16 protein-coding genes are annotated in these 19,626 nt (G+C 73.3%); 8 read left to right on the top strand and 8 right to left on the bottom strand.

What is annotated here, in order from left to right:
* Window positions 1-22: 22 nt before the first annotated feature.
* The 3 genes from glf to M4486_RS01545 form a co-directional block, all read right to left on the bottom strand.
* Window positions 23-1,183 carry a UDP-galactopyranose mutase gene (glf, locus tag M4486_RS01555; protein ID WP_249479234.1) on the bottom strand — a complete coding sequence of 387 codons (1,161 nt, stop codon included), beginning with the start codon at window positions 1,181-1,183 and terminating at the stop codon, window positions 23-25.
* Window positions 1,184-1,375: 192 nt separating this feature from the next.
* The gene (locus M4486_RS01550; protein WP_249479233.1) at window positions 1,376-2,254 is read right to left on the bottom strand and encodes a glycosyltransferase; all 879 of its coding nucleotides are present in this window, start codon (window positions 2,252-2,254) and stop codon (window positions 1,376-1,378) included.
* Window positions 2,251-3,228: a glycosyltransferase gene (locus M4486_RS01545; protein WP_249479232.1), complete on the bottom strand. Its 978-nt coding sequence runs from the start codon at window positions 3,226-3,228 to the stop codon at window positions 2,251-2,253. The genes M4486_RS01550 and M4486_RS01545 overlap by 4 nt, the downstream gene beginning before the upstream one ends.
* Window positions 3,229-3,460: 232 nt before the next feature.
* On the opposite strand from M4486_RS01545, the gene M4486_RS01540 reads away from it, so the two are divergent.
* Window positions 3,461-4,840: an LCP family protein gene (locus M4486_RS01540; RefSeq protein ID WP_249479231.1), complete on the top strand. Its 1,380-nt coding sequence runs from the start codon at window positions 3,461-3,463 to the stop codon at window positions 4,838-4,840.
* A gap of 24 nt (window positions 4,841-4,864) precedes the next feature.
* Here the strand turns inward: M4486_RS01540 and M4486_RS01535 are convergent, their stop codons facing one another.
* Window positions 4,865-5,575, bottom strand: a complete 711-nt coding sequence (locus tag M4486_RS01535) for a glycosyltransferase family 2 protein (RefSeq protein WP_249479230.1) — start codon at window positions 5,573-5,575, stop codon at window positions 4,865-4,867.
* A 155-nt stretch (window positions 5,576-5,730) separates the two neighbouring features.
* Here M4486_RS01535 and M4486_RS01530 point away from each other — a divergent pair, with 155 nt between their 5' ends.
* The 4 genes from M4486_RS01530 to M4486_RS01515 are packed head-to-tail and all read left to right on the top strand — an operon-like array spanning window position 5,731 to window position 10,603.
* The gene (locus M4486_RS01530) at window positions 5,731-7,059 is read left to right on the top strand and encodes a nucleotide sugar dehydrogenase (RefSeq protein ID WP_249479229.1); all 1,329 of its coding nucleotides are present in this window, start codon (window positions 5,731-5,733) and stop codon (window positions 7,057-7,059) included.
* Between the two features lie 4 nt (window positions 7,060-7,063).
* Window positions 7,064-7,444, top strand: coding sequence for a DUF2304 domain-containing protein (locus M4486_RS01525; protein ID WP_249479228.1), 381 nt, complete (start codon window positions 7,064-7,066; stop codon window positions 7,442-7,444).
* A complete protein-coding gene (locus M4486_RS01520) occupies window positions 7,441-9,441 on the top strand; it encodes a DUF6541 family protein (protein ID WP_249479227.1) in 2,001 nt (666 codons plus the stop codon). Before M4486_RS01525 ends, M4486_RS01520 begins: the two co-directional genes overlap by 4 nt.
* 22 nt (window positions 9,442-9,463) lie before the next feature.
* On the top strand, window positions 9,464-10,603 hold the full coding sequence (locus tag M4486_RS01515; protein WP_249479226.1) for an acyltransferase: 1,140 nt from the start codon (window positions 9,464-9,466) through the stop codon (window positions 10,601-10,603).
* 38 nt (window positions 10,604-10,641) lie between these two features.
* Here M4486_RS01515 and M4486_RS01510 read toward each other — a convergent pair whose 3' ends face one another.
* Both M4486_RS01510 and wecB read right to left on the bottom strand, forming a co-directional pair.
* Window positions 10,642-11,808 carry a glycosyltransferase family 4 protein gene (locus M4486_RS01510; RefSeq protein WP_249479225.1) on the bottom strand — a complete coding sequence of 389 codons (1,167 nt, stop codon included), beginning with the start codon at window positions 11,806-11,808 and terminating at the stop codon, window positions 10,642-10,644.
* Entirely contained in the window at window positions 11,805-12,872 is a 1,068-nt protein-coding gene (wecB, locus tag M4486_RS01505; RefSeq protein WP_249479224.1) for a non-hydrolyzing UDP-N-acetylglucosamine 2-epimerase, read from the bottom strand. Before wecB ends, M4486_RS01510 begins: the two co-directional genes overlap by 4 nt.
* A gap of 80 nt (window positions 12,873-12,952) precedes the next feature.
* On the opposite strand from wecB, the gene M4486_RS01500 reads away from it, so the two are divergent.
* From M4486_RS01500 to M4486_RS01490, 3 genes are read left to right on the top strand one after another with little or no spacing between them, the layout of a single operon-like run.
* Entirely contained in the window at window positions 12,953-14,323 is a 1,371-nt protein-coding gene (locus tag M4486_RS01500; RefSeq protein ID WP_249479223.1) for a glycosyltransferase, read from the top strand.
* Window positions 14,320-15,462, top strand: a complete 1,143-nt coding sequence (locus tag M4486_RS01495; protein ID WP_249479222.1) for a glycosyltransferase — start codon at window positions 14,320-14,322, stop codon at window positions 15,460-15,462. Before M4486_RS01500 ends, M4486_RS01495 begins: the two co-directional genes overlap by 4 nt.
* Complete coding sequence (locus M4486_RS01490; RefSeq protein WP_249479221.1) at window positions 15,459-16,571, top strand: glycosyltransferase family 2 protein; 1,113 nt, start codon at window positions 15,459-15,461, stop codon at window positions 16,569-16,571. The genes M4486_RS01495 and M4486_RS01490 overlap by 4 nt, the downstream gene beginning before the upstream one ends.
* A 9-nt stretch (window positions 16,572-16,580) precedes the next feature.
* On the opposite strand, the gene M4486_RS01485 is transcribed toward M4486_RS01490, so the two are convergent.
* Together M4486_RS01485 and M4486_RS01480 are read right to left on the bottom strand one after the other, a co-directional pair.
* A complete protein-coding gene (locus M4486_RS01485) occupies window positions 16,581-17,708 on the bottom strand; it encodes a glycosyltransferase family protein (RefSeq protein ID WP_249479220.1) in 1,128 nt (375 codons plus the stop codon).
* Window positions 17,705-19,597: an ABC transporter ATP-binding protein gene (locus M4486_RS01480; protein ID WP_249479219.1), complete on the bottom strand. Its 1,893-nt coding sequence runs from the start codon at window positions 19,595-19,597 to the stop codon at window positions 17,705-17,707. Before M4486_RS01480 ends, M4486_RS01485 begins: the two co-directional genes overlap by 4 nt.
* Window positions 19,598-19,626: the final 29 nt, after the last annotated feature.

Raw genomic sequence — 19,626 nt, 5'->3', positions numbered from 1 at the left:
CGCTCAGGGCGCGGCTGATCGTTCACTGGCGAAGCAGGTCGGCCAGCTTGTTGTCCACGAGGCTCAGGGCAGAGCCGATCGCCATGTGCATGTCGAGGTACTTGTAGGTGCCCAGGCGACCGCCGAACAGGGTGCCCGGCTCGGCGTCCGCCATCTCCCGGTAGGCCATCAGGGTCTCGCGGTCCGTCCCCGAGTTCACGGGGTAGTAGGGCTCGTCCTCGCGCGCCGCGAAGCGGGAGTACTCGCGCTGGATGACGGTGCGGTCCGCGGGGTAGTCGCGCTCGGGGTGGAAGTGGCGCGGCTCGATGATGCGGGTGAAGGGGATGTCCGCGTCGGCGTAGTTCATGACCGACGTGCCCTGGAAATCGCCCGTGCTCTCGAGGTGCTCGGTCTCCAGGTCGATGGTGCGCCACTTGAGGTCGCCCAGCTCGTAGTCGAAGTAGCGGTCGACGGGGCCCGTGTAGATCACCGGGAGCTGCCCGCGCACGGCGTCGCGGTGGTACTCCTGCCTGGTGTCGAAGTAGTCCGTGCCCAGCCGCACCTCGATGTTCGGGTGGTCGGCCATGCGCTCGAGCCAGGCCGTGTACCCCTGGGCCGGCAGGCCCTCGTGGGTGTCGTTGAAGTAGCGGTTGTCGTACGTGTAGCGCACGGGCAGGCGGGAGATGATCCCCGCCGGCAGGTCCTTGGGGTCCGTCTGCCACTGCTTGCCGGTGTAGTTCTTGATGAACGCCTCGTAGAGGGGCCGGCCGATGAGCGAGATCCCCTTCTCGTCGAGGTTCTCGGGGTCGGTGCCGGCGAGCTCGCCGGCCTGCTCGGCGATCAGCGCGCGCGCCTCGTCGGGCGAGTAGGAGGCGCCGAAGAACTGGTTGATCGTGCCCAGGTTGATCGGCAGCGGGTAGACCACGCCCTTGTGGTTCGTATAGACCTTGTGGACGTAGCCGGTGAACTCCGTGAAGCGGTTGACGTACTCCCACACGCGCTCGTTCGAGGTGTGGAAGAGGTGCGCCCCGTACTTGTGGATCTCGATCCCGGTGGTCTCGTCGACCTCCGAATAGGCGTTGCCTCCGATGTGGTCACGGCGGTCGATGATGACGACCTTCGCGCCGTGCTCGACGGCTGCGCGCTCGGCGACCGTCAGTCCGAAGAGGCCGGAGCCGACGATCAGCAGGTCAGGAGACGCCACGGGGATACCTTTCGACGGGTGCTCGATGGCGACCACCCTAGCCCAGCGCTGCGGCGCGTCCGCGCACTTCAGAGCCCTGATCAGGGCATGGCGTGCATGCTCCACCGGACGCTCACGGACGCGTCACCGCCCGGCCGATCCGATGTCACTCGGTGTTCACCCGGCGTCGGGCCCGACGAGGCCCAGGTCACGTCAGCGCATCCGCTCGACGAGCAGGCGGTACCCCAGACGGCGCAGCCAGCCGGGCGCGAAGCGGTAGGCGGCGCGGCGTGCGAGGTTCGCGGCCGCCCCGGCGGGCGTGGTGACGCCGTCGCGCAGGAAGGTCCGCTGCAGGCGCAGGTCCGAGCGGAACATGCGGGCGCCGCCGCGGCGGGCGAAGAGGTCCTCGTCGACCCGGTAGTCCACGAGCACCTCGAGGAGGTTCGCGCTGCGCGCGCCGCCCAGCAGCATGCGCTCCCACAGCCAGTAGTCCTCGAGGTGGTCGAGCTCCAGGTAGCCGCCGACGGCGAGCGCCGTGTCGCGGCGCATCATCACCGCCGGGTGCTGGAAGGGGCTGTGGCGCGGGAGGTAGGCGAGGATCTCGGCGTGCGCGAGCGGCCGTGTGCGCAGGGGGCCGGTGCCGACGGGCACCGCGTCGGAGAACTCCTGGAGGGTGCCGCTGAGCAGGTCGAGGCCGCCGTCCTGCATCGCTCCGACCTGCAGGGCGAGGCGATCGGGACGGCAGAGGTCGTCGGCGTCGGCGCGTGCCACGAGGGTCGTGGTCGCGGCCTCGAGCCCGCGCTGGAGGGTGAGGGCGAGGCCCTGGTGGGCCTCTGCGCGCAGCACCCGGGCGGGACCGTGCTCGCCGGCCTCGATCGCGGCGACGACCGCGTCGAGCTCGGGGGTCAGCGGCCCGTCGATGCTCAGCAGCAGCTCGGCCGGCGCGAGGGTCTGCCGCGTGGTCGCGGAGGCGACGGCCGCCTGGAACCGATCGGCCCTGTCGCCGCGCCACACGGGCATGAGCACCGTGACGTCGTGGGCGACGGGCGGGTCCGACGGGACGGGCCGGTCCGACGGGGTGAGCGCACTCATCGCCCGGCGGACCTCTCCACGCGGGTGATCGAGGAGGCCGCCCCGGGGTCCTGGTCCAGGACCTGTGCACCGGGTCGGGGTCCGCCGCGCAGGGCGTCGCGCAGACCTCGTGCGCCGACGCGCGCGAGCTCGGGGTGGCGCACGAGCTGGCGCAGCCATCCGCGCACGGTGCTGCCGCCGTACATCGCGCGCTCCCAGAGGGTGAACGACCGGGTGCGGGTGAGCGCCCAGAGGCGGTTGCGGACGTCGTAGTAGAAGCGGTCGCCCGGCGAGGCCTGGGCGTTGGCGAAGACCTTCGTGCGGTGCTCGACGACGGAGCCGGGCACGTGGATGCCGCGCCCGCGGCGCAGCAGGCGGCCCGTGTGCTCGAAGTCGTCGGACCAGATGAAGTAGTCGGCGTTGGGGAGGCCCAGGCGGCGCACGTCATCGGCCCGCAGCAGCACGGAGACGTAGCTCGCGGTGCGGATCGGGTACCCGCCGGCGGCCTGCGCGTCGGCCCGCTCCTGCGCGCTCGCGCCCACGCGCAGTCGCGGCAGGTTCATGGGGTGGGCCCGCCCGTCGGTCCACACGGCCCGCGAGCTGAGCACGGACAGGCGCGCCGGGGAGGCGTCGATCGCGTCCGTGAGGGCGGCCAGGGCGGCCGGCCGCGGGATGGTGTCGTCGTCCATGAGCCACACCCAGTCGGCGCGGTGCTCCTCGAGCGCGCGGGCGATGCCGGTCGCGAAGCCGCCCGCGCCGCCGACGTTCTCGTGCAGGTGCACCACATCGGCCCCGATCGGGTGGGCGTCTGCCACGCTCCCCGAGGCGTCGGTCGAGGCGTTGTCCACGACCACGACCGCGTCGGGCCGACGGTCCTGCGCCGCGAGGGCATCGAGGCAGGACTCGAGCAGTGCTGCGCGGTTGTACGTGACGACGACCGCGACGACTCTCACACCGCCGTTCGCGGCATCTCGCGTGATGGGGGCGTCCTGCACGGGGTCTCCTCCGGGTCTGCGGGCGAAGGGCAGGTCACGGGGGCGCCTCCGCGTGCGTCGAAGTCTACGGAGAGCTCCCCGTGTTCACCCAGCCGTCCGCCCGCGCGCCGCGAACACGTCACGTCCGCGCCGCGCAGCCGCTGGGCGCTCGGAGATCCCGGGGCTAGTCTGTCGGGCACGCGCGCCGACCCCGCTTCCCCTCGTCGGCGCACACGACGGAAGGACCCTGCCCGTGGACGACCGGGACGAACGCTCGGCACGCCCCTCCGACCAGGAGGACCCGTTCGAGGAGGCCCCTCGCGCTGATCCCGCCCGCGGCGGATCCGCGCGCCCTCGCACACCGCGACCGGGCGCACCGCGCCGCCCCACCCCGCGCTCGCGGGCCCGGGCCGGCAGCAGCGTCCAGGCCGTCGGCCCCGCCTCGGGCGGACGCACCCGGCAGCCCGAGCAGCCCACGCGCGCCCTCCCGGCGGGCGAGAGGGCGCCGCAGGGCCCGTCCGGGCAGCAGGGCTCCTCCCCCGCCTCCCCGTCCCGTCCGTCCTCCCGCCAGGGCGCCCCGGTGCACCACCACGAGGGCGCAGGCGCCGCGGGCGCCGGCGCGGCCGTCCCGCCGTCGGGCCCCCAGGGACCGGACCAGCCCGGCGGTCCGCAGCGACCGGGAGGCCCCCGTCGGCGCTCCCGCGTCCCCCGGCCGATGCGGCTGGGCATGACCCTCGTCGCCCTCGTGCTCGTGATCGTGCTGGGCTGGGGCGCCGGCCTCGCCCTCTGGGCGAACTCGCGGATCGAGCACGTCGACGCGCTCTCGGGCGCGGCGGACACCCCGGGCACGACGTACCTCATCGCGGGCTCGGACGCCCGCGGCGGCAAGAGCGTCGCCGACGACGGCACCCAGGGCGGGCGCGCCGACACGATGATGCTCCTGCACCGCGCCGCCAACGGGAAGTCCTACCTGGTCTCCCTGCCCCGCGACACCCTCGTGGACATCCCCGGGCACGGGAAGTACAAGCTCAACGCCGCCTACTCCTTCGGCGGTCCGCAGCTCATGGTCAAGACCGTGGAGGAGTTCACGGGGATGACCATCGACCACTACGTCGAGGTCGGCTTCGACGGCGTCACCGACACCGTGGACGCCGTGGGGCACGTGAACCTGTGCATCGACAAGGACGTGGACGACGAGAAGTCCGGGCTGAAGATGGCCAAGGGCTGCCACGACGTGGGCGGGGAGCAGGCGCTCGCCTTCGTGAGGGCCCGCTACTTCGACCCCACGGCCGACATCGGACGCCAGGCCCGCCAGCAGCAGTTCGTCGCCGCCCTCATGGACCGCGTGACCTCGCCGGCGGTGCTTTTGAACCCCTTCGCCCAGGCGAAGCTCGCCGGCGCCGGCTCGGGCGCCCTGCTCACCGACGACCACACGGGCCTCGTGGACCTCGGACGGGCGGGACTGGCCATGCGCCGCTCGATGAAGGACGGCACCAACCTGTCGATCCCGATCGTCACCGAGAGCTACCAGACGAACAACTCGGGCGTCGCGATCCTCACCGATGAGACCGAGACCAAGCAGTTCTTCTCCTCGGTCGCGGACGGCACGGCGACCGCGAAGTCCGGGGACTGAGCGGGGCAGGGCGGGGGCCGGGGGTCAGCGGAAGAGCATGTCGATGACGATGTTCACCGAGTTGAGCATCGACTGGCCCTTCTGCTTCGAGTAGTCGGTGTAGAGGATATGCACCGGGTGCTCGCGCACGCTCAGGCGCAGCCTCCCGATCTCCTCGACGATCTCGGAGGCGTGCGCCATCCGGTTCTGCTCGATGGTGATGCGGCGGCAGGCGCCGCGGCCGATCACGCGCAGACCGTTGTGGGCGTCGGTGAGCTTCACCCCGGTGGTGAGGTTCGTGTAGCGCACGGCCGCCCGCAGCACGAGGCGCTTGAGCAGGCCCGGGCGCGTGCGCTGGTCGAGGAAGCGGGACCCCAGCACGAGGTCCACGTCCTCGCGCTCGCGCAGGCCGATCATCGCCGCGGCGTCGTCGACCTGGTGCTGGCCGTCGGCGTCGAACGTCACGACCTGGCGCATCGCGGGATCGCGCAGCGCATAGTCGATGCCGGTCTTGAGGGCGGCGCCCTGGCCCATGTTGAAGGGGTGGCGCACCACGGCGGCCCCGGCCTCGGCCGCGATCTCCGCGGAGCCGTCGCGGCTGCCGTCGTCCACGCAGACCACGAGCGGATAGCGGCGGCGCAGCTCGGTGACGACGTCGCCGATGACCTGGGCCTCGTTGAACAGTGGGATGACGAACCACGTCGAGGTGACGCCCGGGTCCGCCTGCTCGACGGTCCCGTCGGGGGACTCGCTCATCCACTTCCTCCCGGGACGACGTCCGCGCTGGGTGCGCTCAGGCCCAGGACGATACCCTGTCCACCGGGGACGATCCCGCGCCCGCGCGCCGGGCGCGCCCCGCCCACACAGCACGTCACATCCGCAGGCCCGCATGCGGGAGGAAGCAGGTACCGGTGAACACAGCCGTCGTCGCTCTCGGGAAGATCGGGCTGCCGCTCGCCGTGCAGTTCGCCGAGGCCGGGAGCCAGGTGGTGGGCGTCGACGTGAACCCGCGCCAGGTCGAGGCGATCAACGCGGCCCGCGAGCCCTTCCCCGGCGAGGCGCATCTCGCCGAGAAGCTCGCCGAGCTCGTCCCCTCCGGGCGCCTGCGCGCGACCACCGACTACGCCGAGGCGATCCCCCAGGCCGACACGGTGGTGCTCGTGGTCCCGCTGTTCGTGGACGAGGAGACCTCCGAGCCGGACTTCGGCTGGATGGACGACGCGACCCGCTCCCTGGCCCGGCACCTCACCCCCGGCACCACCGTCATCTACGAGACCACCCTTCCGGTGGGGACGCTGCGCGGCCGCTTCACCCCGATGATCGAGGAGATCTCCGGCCTCACCCAGGGCGAGGACTTCTTCATGGTCTTCTCCCCCGAGCGCGTGCTCACCGGGCGCGTGTTCGCGGACCTGCGCAAGTACCCGAAGCTGATCGGCGCGATCGACGACGAGGGCACGCGCCGTGCGCGGGAGTTCTACGAGTCGATGCTCACCTTCGACGAGCGCCCCGACCTCGCCCGACCCAACGGCGTGTGGGACCTCGGCTCCCCCGAGGCGGCAGAGCTCGCGAAGCTCGCCGAGACCACCTACCGCGACGTGAACATCGCGCTGGCCAACGAGTTCGCCCTGTTCGCCCAGGACAACGGCATCGACGTCTACAAGGTGATCGAGGCCTCCAACTCCCAGCCCTACTCGCACATCCACCAGCCCGGCATCGCCGTGGGCGGGCACTGCATCCCCGTCTACCCGCGGCTGTACCTCTCGACCGATCCTCATGCCGAGACCGTGCGCACGGCCCGCGCCCTGAACGCCTCCGTGCCGGCGCGCCTCGTGCAGCGCGCGGAGGAGCTGCTCGGATCGCTCGCGGGTCTGCGCGCCGTGGTGCTCGGCGCGTCCTACCGGGCGGGCGTCAAGGAGACCGCGTTCTCGGGCGTCTTCCCGGTGGTCGCGGAGCTGCAGCGCCGCGGCGCGCAGGTGAGCGTGCAGGACCCGTTCTACTCCGACGAGGAGCTCTCCTCCTTCGGCTGGGCCGCCTGGCACCGGGGCGAGGACGCGGACCTGGTGATCGTGCAGACCAACCACCCGGAGTACCGGGAGCTGGCCGCGGGCGACGTCCCGGGCGTGCGCCTGGTCGTCGACGGTCGCGACATCACCACGGCCGAGAACTGGCAGGGCGTGCCCCGGCTCGTGCTCGGCGACGGGTCCGCCTCGACCCACGACGCGCCCTCCGACAGGGGCTGACGTGATGGGCGCGATGGGGTCGACGCTCGTCATCCAGATCCTGCTGATCCTCGGGATCCTGGGGATCACGTTCTGGCTGTTCCGCACGCGCGGGGCCCGGCAGCTCGCCGTGCGGCGCCTGCTGATCCTCGGCTTCGCGCTGTTCGCCGTCGCCGCCGTCGTCTTCCCCCGCCTGCTCACCCGCGTCGCCCACCTGGTGGGCGTGGGCCGCGGCGCCGACCTGCTGCTGTACGCGACCGTGATCGTGCTGCTGGGCGTCATCGCCCTGCAGGAGGTCCGCGCGAAGAACGAGGAGAAGCGCATCACCTACCTCGCACGCCGGATCGCCCTGGACGAGGCCGAGCAGCCCGCCGCCTACCGCGAGCGCACGCAGAGCGGCGCATGACCGACCTGCTGCTCCTGGTGGTCGCGGGGATCGTGGTCCTCGCCGCCGCCGTCGTCCCCGGATTCCTCGCCGTGCGCGTCCTCGGCGGCGGGCGCCTGCTCGCCCTCGCGCTCGCCCCCGCCCTCGGCGCCGCGATCGCGGGCGTGGGAGCGGTGATCGCGGGGAAGGCCGGCGTGCCCTGGTCGCTCGCGACCTTCGGGGTGCTCTCCGCGCTCATGATCCTGATCGGGCTGCTCGCCCGCCGCCTGGGCCTGCGCCTGCCGGCGACCGTGCTCGACGGGCGCCCGGTCGTCGAGGGCTCCGACGGGGCCGACTCTCCGGACGGGGCCGCTCCTCGGCGCCGGGTCCCGGGTGGCCCCTGGTGGATCCTCGGTGCGGCGCTCGTCGCGATCGTCCCGATCGCGTACGCGGCGGGAGGGGCCGACCGGGTCCTCGAGCGCTGGGACACCCTCTACCACCTCTCCGCCCTCGAGCGGATCCGGGAGACGGGCGACGCGTCGTCCCTGGTGATCGGCACGGTCGCGAGCACGACCGGGCAGCCGAACCCCTATCCCGGCGGCTTCCACGCGCTCGCGTCCCTGGTCCCGCTGGTGCCGATCCCGGTGCTGCTGAACGCCGCGTGCCTGGTGCTCGCGGTGGTGCCGTGGGTGACGGGGATGGCTCTGCTCGCCCGCGCCCTGTGGCCCGAGGTGAGCTGGGGGCCGTTCGCCGCGAGCATCGTCGGCCTGCTCGCGCCCGCGGCGCCGTGGGACGAGTGGATCCATCTCTCGGCGATCCCGAACATGGTCGGCTTCGCGATGCTGCCCGGGGTCACCGCGGCGATCGTCGCCCTCTGGGGCGCTCTGCTGAAGGAGGCCACGGGCGAGGGTCCGGGCGACGGGCCGGCGCCCGGCCACGGCATCCCCGGGCGGCCCGTGCTGCGGCATCTGGCCTCGGTGCTCGCGCTCGGCGGGGCCGGGCTCGGCCTCGCGCTCATGCACCCGAACGTGGCGGTCACGGCCCTGCTGCTGATCGCCGCCCTGAGCGCGGTGACCGCCCTCCCCCACGCGCGGCGCCGTCCCTGGCTGCTCGCCGTGCCGATCGCGGCGCTCGTGCCCGTCGGACTGCTCTCCTGGACTCCCCTCGCGGCGGTGGTGACCGACTTCGGCGGGGGGCTGAAGGTCTCGTGGTGGACGGGCCTGGGCGAGCTGCTGCTGGGCCTGCTCACGGTCTGGCCGATGGCGCTCGGCGTGGTGCTCGCCCTGCTCTGGTGGCCGGGCCTCGTGGCCTCGTGGCGCAGCCCGCAGCGCTGGCTCGTGATCGCCTGGCTCGTGATGGGCGTGCTCTACTTCGACTCCGCGATCGACTCGCCGCTGAACCTCTCGACCCTCTACTACCGCGGCCAGGACCGCCTCTCGATGCCGGTCACGATGCTCACGAGCGTGCTCGTGATCCCCGGTCTGCGCGCCTGGTCCCGGGTGATCGCACCGCACGGGGAGAGGATCCCGCGCTGGGGCGCCGCCGTGCTGACCCTGCTGGCCGTGGTCGCGGCCGCGAGCTCCGTACCGACCCGGATCGACAACGCCCAGATGAATCTGGCCTGGACCTACGAGGGCCGCGGCCGCTTCCTCCAGCAGGACGAGGTCGAGGCCTGGGAGAAGGCCGCTCCCGAGATGGACACGAGCAAGAAGGTGCTCGCGAGCCCGTTCTCCGGCGCCTCCCACATGTACGCGATCCACGGCCAGCAGGTCTACTACCCCGTCGCCGGCATGGCCCTGACCTCGCAGGACAGGGCGCTGCTCTACGCGATCTCCGGGTCGAACGGCCCCGTGCCGCTCGCGGAGCAGTGCCAGATGCTCGAGGACGCGAACGTCGGCTACATCTACAAGGAGTACACGACCTACTCGTGGTCCTCCACGTTCGACCTGGTCAACCGCGCCTCCCAGGACCTGGGCAGCACCGTGTTCACGACCGACCACTCGCAGCTGATCCGCGTCGACTGCGGCTCCGGCTCCTGAGAGAGGATCCGGCTCCCCCGGCATGACCTCCTCCGACTCCTCGCCCGACTCGGCTCAATCCGCCCCGGCGCGCGAGTACCTGCCCCTCCTCGACGTCGTGCGGATCGCCGCGATCCTCGGCGTCGTGATGGTGCACGTGGTGGGAGGCGGCGTCGAGGCCGGGACCGTCGGGATCGGTGTGACGGCGCTGGACATGGCGGCCTCCGCCGCCGTCCCCGTCTTCCTCATGATGACCGGCGCCCTGAACCTGCATCCCGCCGCCCACCGGCGCGGACCGGGCGCCTTCTGGCGGCGGCGCGCGGTGCGCGTGGTGCCCGCGCTCGTGGTGTGGTCGGCCGTCTACATGCTGCTCATCGACCCGCTCGCGGGGGCCGACATCTCGCCCGGCATCGCGCTCGACGAGATCATCACCGGCAAGACGGCGGTGCACCTGTACTTCCTGTGGGCGGTCCTCGGCCTCTACGCCCTCGCGCCCGTCATCGCGGCGTTCCTCCACCAGCACGGGGCGCACGAGGGCCGACGGGCCTGGTGGATGGGCATCCTCGCCTGCGGCTGGACCGCGCTCGCCTTCGCCGTGCCCTTCCTCACCGCGGGACCGACGGACGGAGGGTCGCTCGACGGGCTCTCGCAGCACAGGCCGCTCGAGGCGGGCGCCCTCACCTTCGGGCTCGCCTTCGCGGGCTTCTTCGTGATCGGACGGGCGGCCGTCGCGGCCCCGCCGGGCCGCCGCACGGGGACCTGGCTGCTCGCGCTGAGCCCCCTGTGCGTCGTCGCGCTCACGGCCGTCTACGAGGCGGACCGGGGCGGGGCGGGTGCCGGATCGGGCTCCGCAGCCGACGCGTGGATCGCGGTGCTCGGCTCCGGCTACACCTCGCCGCTGGTCATGGTGTATTCGATCGCCCTGTTCGCGGGCGTGACCGCGCTCGCGCTGCGGTGGCGGGTCGGACCGCGTGCCCAGCACGTGCTGCGCACGCTCGGGGACGCGACCTTCGGGGTGTTCCTCGCGCACTTCGCGATCCTCGTGCTGCTGCGTCAGCTGCCGTGGATGGGCGACGGGGACGAGCTGGGCCAGATGGCGGTCGCGTACGTCGTCGTGGTGCCGGTGTCCTTCGCGATCTCCCTGCTCGCGCAGAGAATCCCCGCGGTGCGCCTGGTCTTCTGAGCGGCCGGTTCTGAGCGGACTGTTCCGACCGGCAGGTCCTAGCGCGCCGCCTCGAGGACCGCCTCGGCGGCCCGCTGGGCGGCGCCCTGCAGGGAGGCGTTCTCCAGGGTCCAGGTGCGCAGGTGCTCGGGCGTCGGCCGGTCCCCCCCGGCGAGCGCGGAGTGCATCGAGGCGGCGACGGCGGCGGGGTCGTAGGCGCTCGCCCAGCCCAGCTGCGCATCGCGCACCCGCTCGAAGGCGGCGCCCTCCCCCGCATGGATCACGGGCGTGCCCGAGGCGGTGGCCGCGTAGATCTTCGTGGGCAGGGCGAACTCGTAGCCTAGGCCCGGGGTGATCGAGCTCAGCCCGGCGACCGCGCCGCGCAGCACGCGCGACATGTCCGCAGGGGCGAGCCGGCCCCGGAACTCGACGCCCTCGATGCCCTCGTCTGCCACCTTCTGCGCGAGCGCCTCCTTGCCGCTGCCCTCGCTGAAGAACAGCAGACGGGCGCCCGGGTGCTGGGCGCGCACCCGCGCGAAGGCCTCGACGAAGACGTCGGCCCCCTGCCATTCGGAGACCGTCCCGCCGTAGACGAAGTACGGGCCCTGCGAGGTCTCCTCGGCGGGCTGCGATCCCTCGGGCGTGAAGGTATCGGTGTCGATGCCGTTGCCGACCATCGTGAGCGAGGGGCGGCGGCCGATGAGCGCGGCGACCCGGTCGTCGACCCCCGGGGAGATCGTGAGGACCTTCGCGGCCCGCTTCCAGCTGGTGGTCTCCATGAGCCGCACCGCCGCGCGGATCGGAGCGGGGACGCCCTCGACGCTCTCGGTCGCATCCGACCAGACGTCGGCCGCGTAGAAGACCGTCGGGACGCGGCGCAGCACGCCGAGCACCGTCGCGACCAGGCCCGTCGTGGGCGGCGGCTCGGCGACGATCAGGTCCGGACGGCGTCGCAGCAGAAGACGGAGGGCGAGCGGCACGTCGAAGCTCATGTAGCAGAGGTAGCCGCGCACCTGCTGCTGGTGGTCGCGCTTGACCGGGAAGCGGGCGACGCGGCGCACCCGGTCCGTCCCGGTCACGCCGCGCGGCGGCCGGGTGGTGAGGACCGTGACCTCGGCGCCCGCCTCCTCGAGGGCGCGCACGAGCGCCTCCTCGCGGAAGGCGGCGGCGACGGCCTCGGGCGTGAAGACGCGGGTCGCGAGGACGATGCGCGGCGGGCGGCTCATCGGGTGCGCTCGCGCAGGGCGTCGACCACGCGCTCGGCCGCGTGCCCGTCGCCGTAGTGGTCGGGGCGATCGGCCGTGGGACGGGGGCGCTCCAGGGCCCGTGCGATGCCCGCCGGGTCGGGGACCAGCTGGTTCCAGCCGTCCTCGAGGGTCTCGACCCATTCGGTCTCGGTGCGCACGGTGACGCACGGGGTGCCCAGCAGGTACGCCTCCTTCTGCAGCCCGCCGGAGTCCGTGACGACGGCGCGGGCGCGGGAGACGGCGGCCACGAGGTCCGGGTACGCGAGCGGCTCGCCCACGTGCACGCTGCCGCCCTCGAGCGGGAGGCCGGCCTCGCGGGCCTTCGCCACCAGGCGGGGATGGGCGAGGAGGGCGATCGGCAGGGGCGAGACCCGGAGGGCGCCGAGGACGGCCGCGAGGCGCTCGGGGTCGTCGGTGTTGTCGGCCCGGTGGATGGTGGCGACCGCGAAGTCGCCCACGGCGTCGATGCCCGCGGGAAGGTGCAGCGTCTGGTCGGCGACCGAGGCGGCCACCCGCAGGCAGACGTCGGTCATCACGTCGCCGACCACGAGGGTGCGAGACCCCAGGCCCTCGCCCTCGAGGTGCTCGCGGGCGACCTCGGTGGGCGCCAGCAGCAGATCGGCCGCATGGTCGGTGAGCACGCGGTTGTGCTCCTCGGGCATGCGGCGGTTGAAGGAGCGCAGGCCGGCCTCGAGGTGGGCGACCTTCACGTGCATCTTCACCGCGGCGAGGGCTCCCGCGAGCGTCGAGTTGGTGTCGCCGTAGACGAGCACCCAGTCCGGCTGCTGCTGCTCGAGGACCTCGTCCATCGCGGAGAGCATCGCGCCGGTCTGGCGGCCGTGGCTGCCCGAGCCCGCACCCAGGTTCACGTCGGGCGCGGGGATGCGCAGGTCGGCGAAGAAGACGTCGCTCATGGCGGCGTCGTAGTGCTGCCCGGTGTGGACAATGACGTGCTGGACATCGTCCCGCTGCGCGGCGGCGTCGGCGACCGCCGCGAGCTTCACGAACTGCGGGCGAGCGCCCACCACGGACAGGATCTTCATCGGGCTGGTTCTCCTGGGGGCTCGGGGACGATCGCGCAGGTACAGTGTGCCCGACCCACGATATTCGTCCCAGGAGCGCCATGCCCGAGCCTGACCCCGCGCCGCGCGTCGCGGTCCTCGTGCACAACGATGCCGCGAACGACTCGCGGGTCCTCAAGGAGTCGGCGTCGCTGCGCGCGGCGGGCATGGACGTGCGCATCATCGCCGTCGAGCGCCGGCTGAAGGGCCACGCGGCGGGCATCACGCAGCTGCCGGGCGGGATCGCCCTCGAGCGCGTCCCCGAGTTCGCCCTGGAGCGGATCGCCCCGCAGCTCACGCGGCTGACGCGGCGCGGCGGGGACGCGAGCGCGGCGGAGCCGACGTCGGCGTCGGCCGATGCGCCCTCCTCGTCGGCCCCCGCTCGACCCCGGGGCCTCGCCGCCCGCGCGCGCCAGGTCGGGACCGCCGTCGCCGGGGACCTCGGCAGGCGCGCCTATCGGACGATCGAGCTGGGCACCTACTGGTGGCGCTCGGCCCGTGCGGCCCGGGACTTCGCGCCCGACGTGGTCCACGCCAACGACACGAACACCCTGGTCCCCGCCTTCGCCGTGCAGCTGCTCGCCCGGCGCGAGGGGCGCCGGGTGCAGATCGTCTTCGACTCCCACGAGCTGTGGCGCCATCGCAACGTGGGCGAGCGCCGTCTGCTCGCGCCGCTGCTCGAGGCGCTGATCGAGCACGTCGCCGTGCCGCGGGCCGACGCCGTGATCACCGTCTCCCCCTCGATCGCCGACTGGCTGCAGCGCACCTACGACCTGCGCTCGCGTCCGCTGCTGGTGCGCAACGTGCCCGCCGCCGGGCCGCTGCCCGAGAACACGGCCGGCGTGCTGCGCCAGCGGGCCGGCCTTGCCGAGGACGATCTCGTGATCGCCTACGGCGGCCGGCTCACCACCGCCCGCGGCATCGAGGAGACCATCGCCGCGCTCCCCCACCTGCCCGCGCGCGTGCACTTCGTGCTGCTGGGCTACGGGGAGGCCGACTACGAGCGCTCGATCCTCGCCTCCGCGCGCACCGCCGGCGTCGCGGACCGCGTGCACCTCGTGGGCGCCGTCGCCCCCGCGGAGGTCTCCGCGGCCCTGGCCGACGGGGACGTCGCGGTGGTGCACGTGCAGCCCGTGTGCCTGTCCTATCGCTTCGCCCTGCCCAACAAGCTCTTCGAGTCGATCCGCGCGGGCCTCCCGATCGCCGCAGCGGACCTCCCGGACATGCGCGCCGTGGTCGAGGAGCTGGGCGTCGGCGAGGTCTTCGAGGGCTCCGACCCGGCCGAGCTCGCCGCCGCCCTGCAGCGGATCCTCGCCGCCCCGGAGGCCTACCGGCAGCGGGCCCGCGAGGCCGCGCCGGATCTCACCTGGGAGGCCGAGGCGACCGGGCTGCTCGAGGCGTACCGCCTCGTGCTCGCCGGGGAGGACGCATGAGAGCGACCCTGCTGACCACCTGGTTCCCCACGCAGGCCGCCCCCTCGCGCGGCTCCTTCGTGGTGCGCGACGCGCGCGCGATCGCCGAGCACGCCCAGGTGCGGCTCGTGCACCTGGTCCCGCCCGCGGACGACGACGGCACCCGCAGACTCGTCCACGAGGGCCTGGACGTGCTGCGGCTCCCTATGGATCCGCGCCGTCCCGACCAGGTGCTGCGCGCCGCCCGGGCGCTCGGCCCGGCCCTCGACGGCGCCGACGTGGTCCACTCGATGGCCTTCTCGACACTGCTGCCGCTCGCCCTGCGCCGGCCGCGGGCGCCCTGGCTGCACACCGAGCACTGGTCGGCGCTCACCACGCCCGAGACGCTGCCGGCGCCCGCGCGGATCGCACTGCCGGTGCTCTCCCGCCTGCTCGCCGCGCCGGATCGGGCGACGGCCGTGTGCGAGTACCTCGCCGAGCCGCTGCGCGTCGTGCGCGGGCACCGGCCCACCGACGTGGTGCCGTGCATCGTGGATCCCGGGACGCTGGTCCCCCGCCGGGACCGGGCCGACGGGTCGCTGCGGCTCGTCTCCACGGGCGGTCTCATCGACCGCAAGGATCCCCTGGTCGCCGTGCGGACCGTGGCCGAGCTGGCGGGACGCGGCGTGGACGCGCACCTGACCTGGCTCGGGGAGGGTCCGCTGCGCGAGCAGACGCTCGCCCTCGCGCGAGACCTCGGGATCGACGGGCGGATCGCACTGCCGGGCACGGCGAGCGCCGCGGGTGTGCGCGACGCCCTGGGGCGCGCCGACCTGTTCTTCGGGCCCACGCGGGCCGACAACTTCTTCGTCTCGGCCGCCGAGGCGATCGTCGCGGGGCGCCCCGTGGTGCTCGGCGCGACCGGCGGGCAGGGCGAGTACGTCGAGCCGTCCGTCGGCTCCCTCATCGACACGCAGGATCCCGTGCGCTACGCGGACGCGATCCTCGACGTCGACGCGCGCACCCGGGACCTGAGCAGCGAGGACATCGCCGCCACCATCGGCGGGCGTTTCTCGACGCGGGCCGTGGGCGCCGCCTACGCCGCGCAGTACACGCGACTGCAGGACGAGGCCGAGGACGCCGCCGGTCGCGGCGCCGCCGGGACGGGGATGCAGCGATGAGGCCGCTCAGCTCCCCCGACAAGCCCGTCGACGTCGTCATCGCGTGCCACACGCCCGAGCGTCCCGTGGGCCGCGCCGTCGCCTCGATCCTCGAGGGCAATGCCGAGCACGCGAACGTCGTGGTCGTCGCCCACAACCGACCCGCCGACGAGATCCTCGGCGCGATCCGTCCCGAGCACCGCGATCGGGTGAGGATCCTCGAGCACCGCGACGAGTTCCGCTCCGCCTCGGGTCCCTTCAACGCCGGGATGCGCGAAGGCACCGCGCCGTTCGTGGCGATCATGGGCTCGGACGACACCCTGGCTCCGGGCGCCGTCGCCTCCTGGCTCGCCCTGCAGGAGCGGACGGGCGCCGAGTTCGTCATCACCCGCCTCGCGCTCGGCACCGCCGGCCATGGGGTGCCCACCCCTGCGACGCGGATGCTGCGCGGCGGCCTCGCGGACCTCGCCCGGGACCGTCTGGCCTACCGCTCGGCGCCGCTCGGGCTCATGAGCAGGGCGATGCTCGCGCGCACCGGGGCGCACCTCGTGGAGGGCGCGACCGTGGGCGGCGACGTGGGCATGGTGACGCAGCTGATGGCGACCGTGCCCACGATCTACGACCGCTTCGGTCCGCCGTACGTGATCGGCGAGGACGCCGGGGACCGCGTGACCTACGTGATCCGTCCGATGCGCGAGCAGCTCGGCTTCTTCCCCGATCTGCTCGAGGCCGACTGGTTCGCCTCGCTCCCCCGTCCCGCCCGCCGCGCGATCGGCACGAAGCTGCTGCGCATCCACGTGTTCGGTGCCGTCTTCTACCGCCAGGACGCCGGGATCTGGACGCACGAGGTGCGCGAGGCTCTCGCGGAGATCTCGGCCGAGGTCCTGCGCCGCGCCCCCGGATGCGAGCGCCCGCTCTCGCGCGCCGATCGCCGACTGCTCGATGCGTGCCTGGATCCCGGGATCGGGGCCGACGAGCTCATGGCCGCCGCGCGCGACCGGCGCCGGCACGGGCGCCCCGCGACGCTGCTGCCCCGCGAGATCACCCAGGTGCTCGCCCGCGAGGCGCCGCCGCGGTTCATGGCCGCGTCGCTCGCCGTGCAGATGCTGCCGCGGGTGCGGCGGGGCTGAGGGGGCTCGTCACTCCCCCACGATCGCCGCGATCGCTCGCTCCCACGTCCGCACCTGCTGCTCGGCGCTGAGCTCGTCCGCCGCGGCGTCGCTCGCGCGCTTCCAGCCGTCGACCGTCTCCGGGGTCAGGCCCGCGATCTCCGCGTGCATCGCCGGGGCGTCGGCCGCCGGGAGCACCGCGCCGAGCCCGTGCGACGCCACGAGCTCCGCCATGTCCGGGGAGGGGCCGACGATCACGCCGGTCCGGCCCTGCACGGCCTCGAAGAGCTTGTTGGGCAGGGAGTGCTCGAGGTTGAAGGTGGTGTTCGGGAAGACGACGAGGGAGACGTCGTACTCGGCGACGGTGTCCACGAGCTGCGCGAAGGGGACCGGGTCCCGCAGGGCGACGCCCGGCACCTCCTCCGCGAGCTGCGCGAGGCGCTCGATGTACCCGGGCTCGCTGGGCATGAGCATGAGGTCGAGCGTCGCGCGACCCTCGAGGCCCCGCATCGCGTCGATCATCGACTCGAGGTGGCGGTTCGCCCGGGCCACGCCCGTGTGCAGCAGGCGGATCGGCGCCTGCGTCGGCCGCACCGGCAGGTCCCGGCGGGCGGAGGCGTTGGTGACGACCTCGACATCCACGCCGAAGCGGTGCGCGTACTCGCGGGCGAGACCGGGCGAGACCGTCGTCACCGAGGCGACGCGGGGCAGGCACGTGCGGCACAGCCAGCGCTGATAGGGGGCGACGAACCAGCGCCAGCTGCGCTGGTGCTCCTTCTCGCGGGGCGCGTACTCGTGCAGGTCGGCGTGGACGCCGCGGCGGGGCTCCAGCCAGAGGGCGAGCGGCAGGGTGTTCGTGTCGTTGGCGAGGACGGCGTCCATCGTGCCCCGACGGCCCTCGAGCAGGTCGTGGGCGGCGCGCACGGCGCTCATGGACCAGTGGGCGCCGCGGAAGCGCCGCGTGAGCAGGTGCTGCTTGGAGTCGGGCCAGGCGCGCGTGCCCTCGGGGATCTCCACGTGGGTGACGTCCGGGTGCGGGCTCGGCCCGAAGCCGACGGTGGTCACGCGGTACCGCGGGGCGAACAGGGCGATCTGCCGCTGCACGCGCGGATCGCTCACCAGGTGCGAGAAGGACAGGATCATGAGGCTCGGGCTCATCGGGCGCTCCCCTCCCGCGCGCTCGCGTCGCCGGCGCCGTCGAGGCCGGTCTCCAGGCCGTCCTCGACGTCCCGGGCGACCTTCTCCTGCACCCCGCCGCGCACGAGGCCGGCGAGGGCGGCCTGCTCGGCGAAGGCGGGGACCGCGCCCACGACCTCGTCGAACGTGCCCTGGGCGAGCACCTCGCCCTCCTGCATGTAGAAGACGACGTCGCAGTGCTGGATGGTCGCCAGGCGGTGGGCGATGGTGATCGTGGTGACCTCCTCGCCGAGGTCGCGGATGCCCGTGGTGACGGCGGCCTCCGTGGACGTGTCCAGGGCGCTCGTGGCCTCGTCGAGCACGAGCACCTGCGGATCGGAGTACAGGCCGCGCGCGATGCCGAGGCGCTGGCGCTGCCCGCCGGAGAGCGTGGTGCCGCGCTCCCCCACGGTCCCGTGGATCCCGCCGGGCCGCTCCTCGATGGTCTCCAGCAGCTGTGCGCGGGAGAGGGCCTCGTGGACGCGGTCCTCGTCCACGTCCGCGGGATCCCAGGTCAGGGCCACGTTCTCGGCGACGCTCACGTCGAACAGGGCGACCTCCTGGGGCACGTAGCCGACCTGGGCGCGCCACTGGCGCATGACGGTCGTGATGTCCTGCCCGCCCACGAGGATCCGTCCCGCGGTGGGGGTGATCAGTCCCAGCAGCAGGTCGACCATCGTGGACTTGCCGGCCCCCGAGGTGCCGACGAAGGCGGCCGAGGAGCCGGCGGGGATCCGCAGGGACACGCCGCGCACGGCGGGCTCCTCGCGGCTGGGGTACACGAAGCTGACGTCCTCGAGGACGATGTCGCGGTGGCCGGGAGCGAGCTCCGCGGAGTCCGGCCGCTCCGTGCGGGAGACGTTCTCCCGGGCCTGCTCGATGTCGTCGATGATGTAGTCGGAGAACGCCGCGTTGGTGAGGATCCGGTTCTGCGTGGACTGGAAGCGGGTCAGCGAGGGCACCAGGCGGAAGCCCGCGACGCCGAACAGCGCGACCGAGGACAGCGCGCCCGTCGGCCCGCCGGAGAGGTAGCCGACGCCGCCGACGACGACGAAGCCGCCCACCAGCCCGGCCTCGAGCACGAAGCGCGGCATCTGGTTGTAGTACTGGGCGAAGGCGCGGGTCTCCGAGGCCAGGTCGCGGCGGTCGGCGACGATGCCCTCGACCTCCTTCTCGTTGCCCTTGAGGGTGATCTCCTTGAGCGCGGAGAGGACCTCGCCGAGCAGGCGCACCACGCGGATCGAGTTGTCGCGGTTCACGGCGCCGTTCCTCACGGCGAGCGGGGAGATCACGCGGGACATGACGAGGGCGACGAGCCCCAGGTAGATCGTGGTCGCGAGCGCGAGCTTCCAGTCCATGACGAACAGGCCCACCGTGATCACGGAGATCGTCGCGAACTCGCTGACCACGGTCATCGAGGGCATGAGGACGTTCGCGACGACGGCCGCGACGCCCGAGTCGACCATGCGGATGATCTCCTGGCTCGAGCGGGAGGTGCGGTCCACCCACGGGGAGGCCATGTAGGAGCGGAAGAGCATCTGGCCGATGGCGACCTCGTGCTTGGCGAAGCGCTTGGTGGCCTCGCGGATCGTCAGCAGGTTCAGGGCGCTCTTGATGATCGTGAGCACGACGAACACGGCGACCAGCCAGACGACCTGCCCGAAGCCCTCGAAGCGCCAGCCCACCACGGGGATGACCACGACCTCCTTGCCGCCCAGGAGGGCCTGGAGGGCGATGGCCATGGCGCCGAGGGCGACGACGTCGAGCAGCGCGAGCAGGCTCATGATGATCGCGAAGGTCCACAGGAACCTCCTCGACTCGCGCGGGAGCACGGACAGCGTGCGCATCACGGTCTGGACGGTGCGCTTCACAGGGGCCTTCCTTCGCGGGGGACGGGCGG

It is taken from the genome of Brachybacterium kimchii (genome assembly GCF_023373525.1).
Classification (GTDB): Bacteria; Actinomycetota; Actinomycetes; order Actinomycetales; family Dermabacteraceae; genus Brachybacterium; species Brachybacterium kimchii.
The sequence above is the reverse complement of the archived record's forward strand: the minus strand, read 5'-3'. Positions and strand labels throughout refer to the sequence as shown.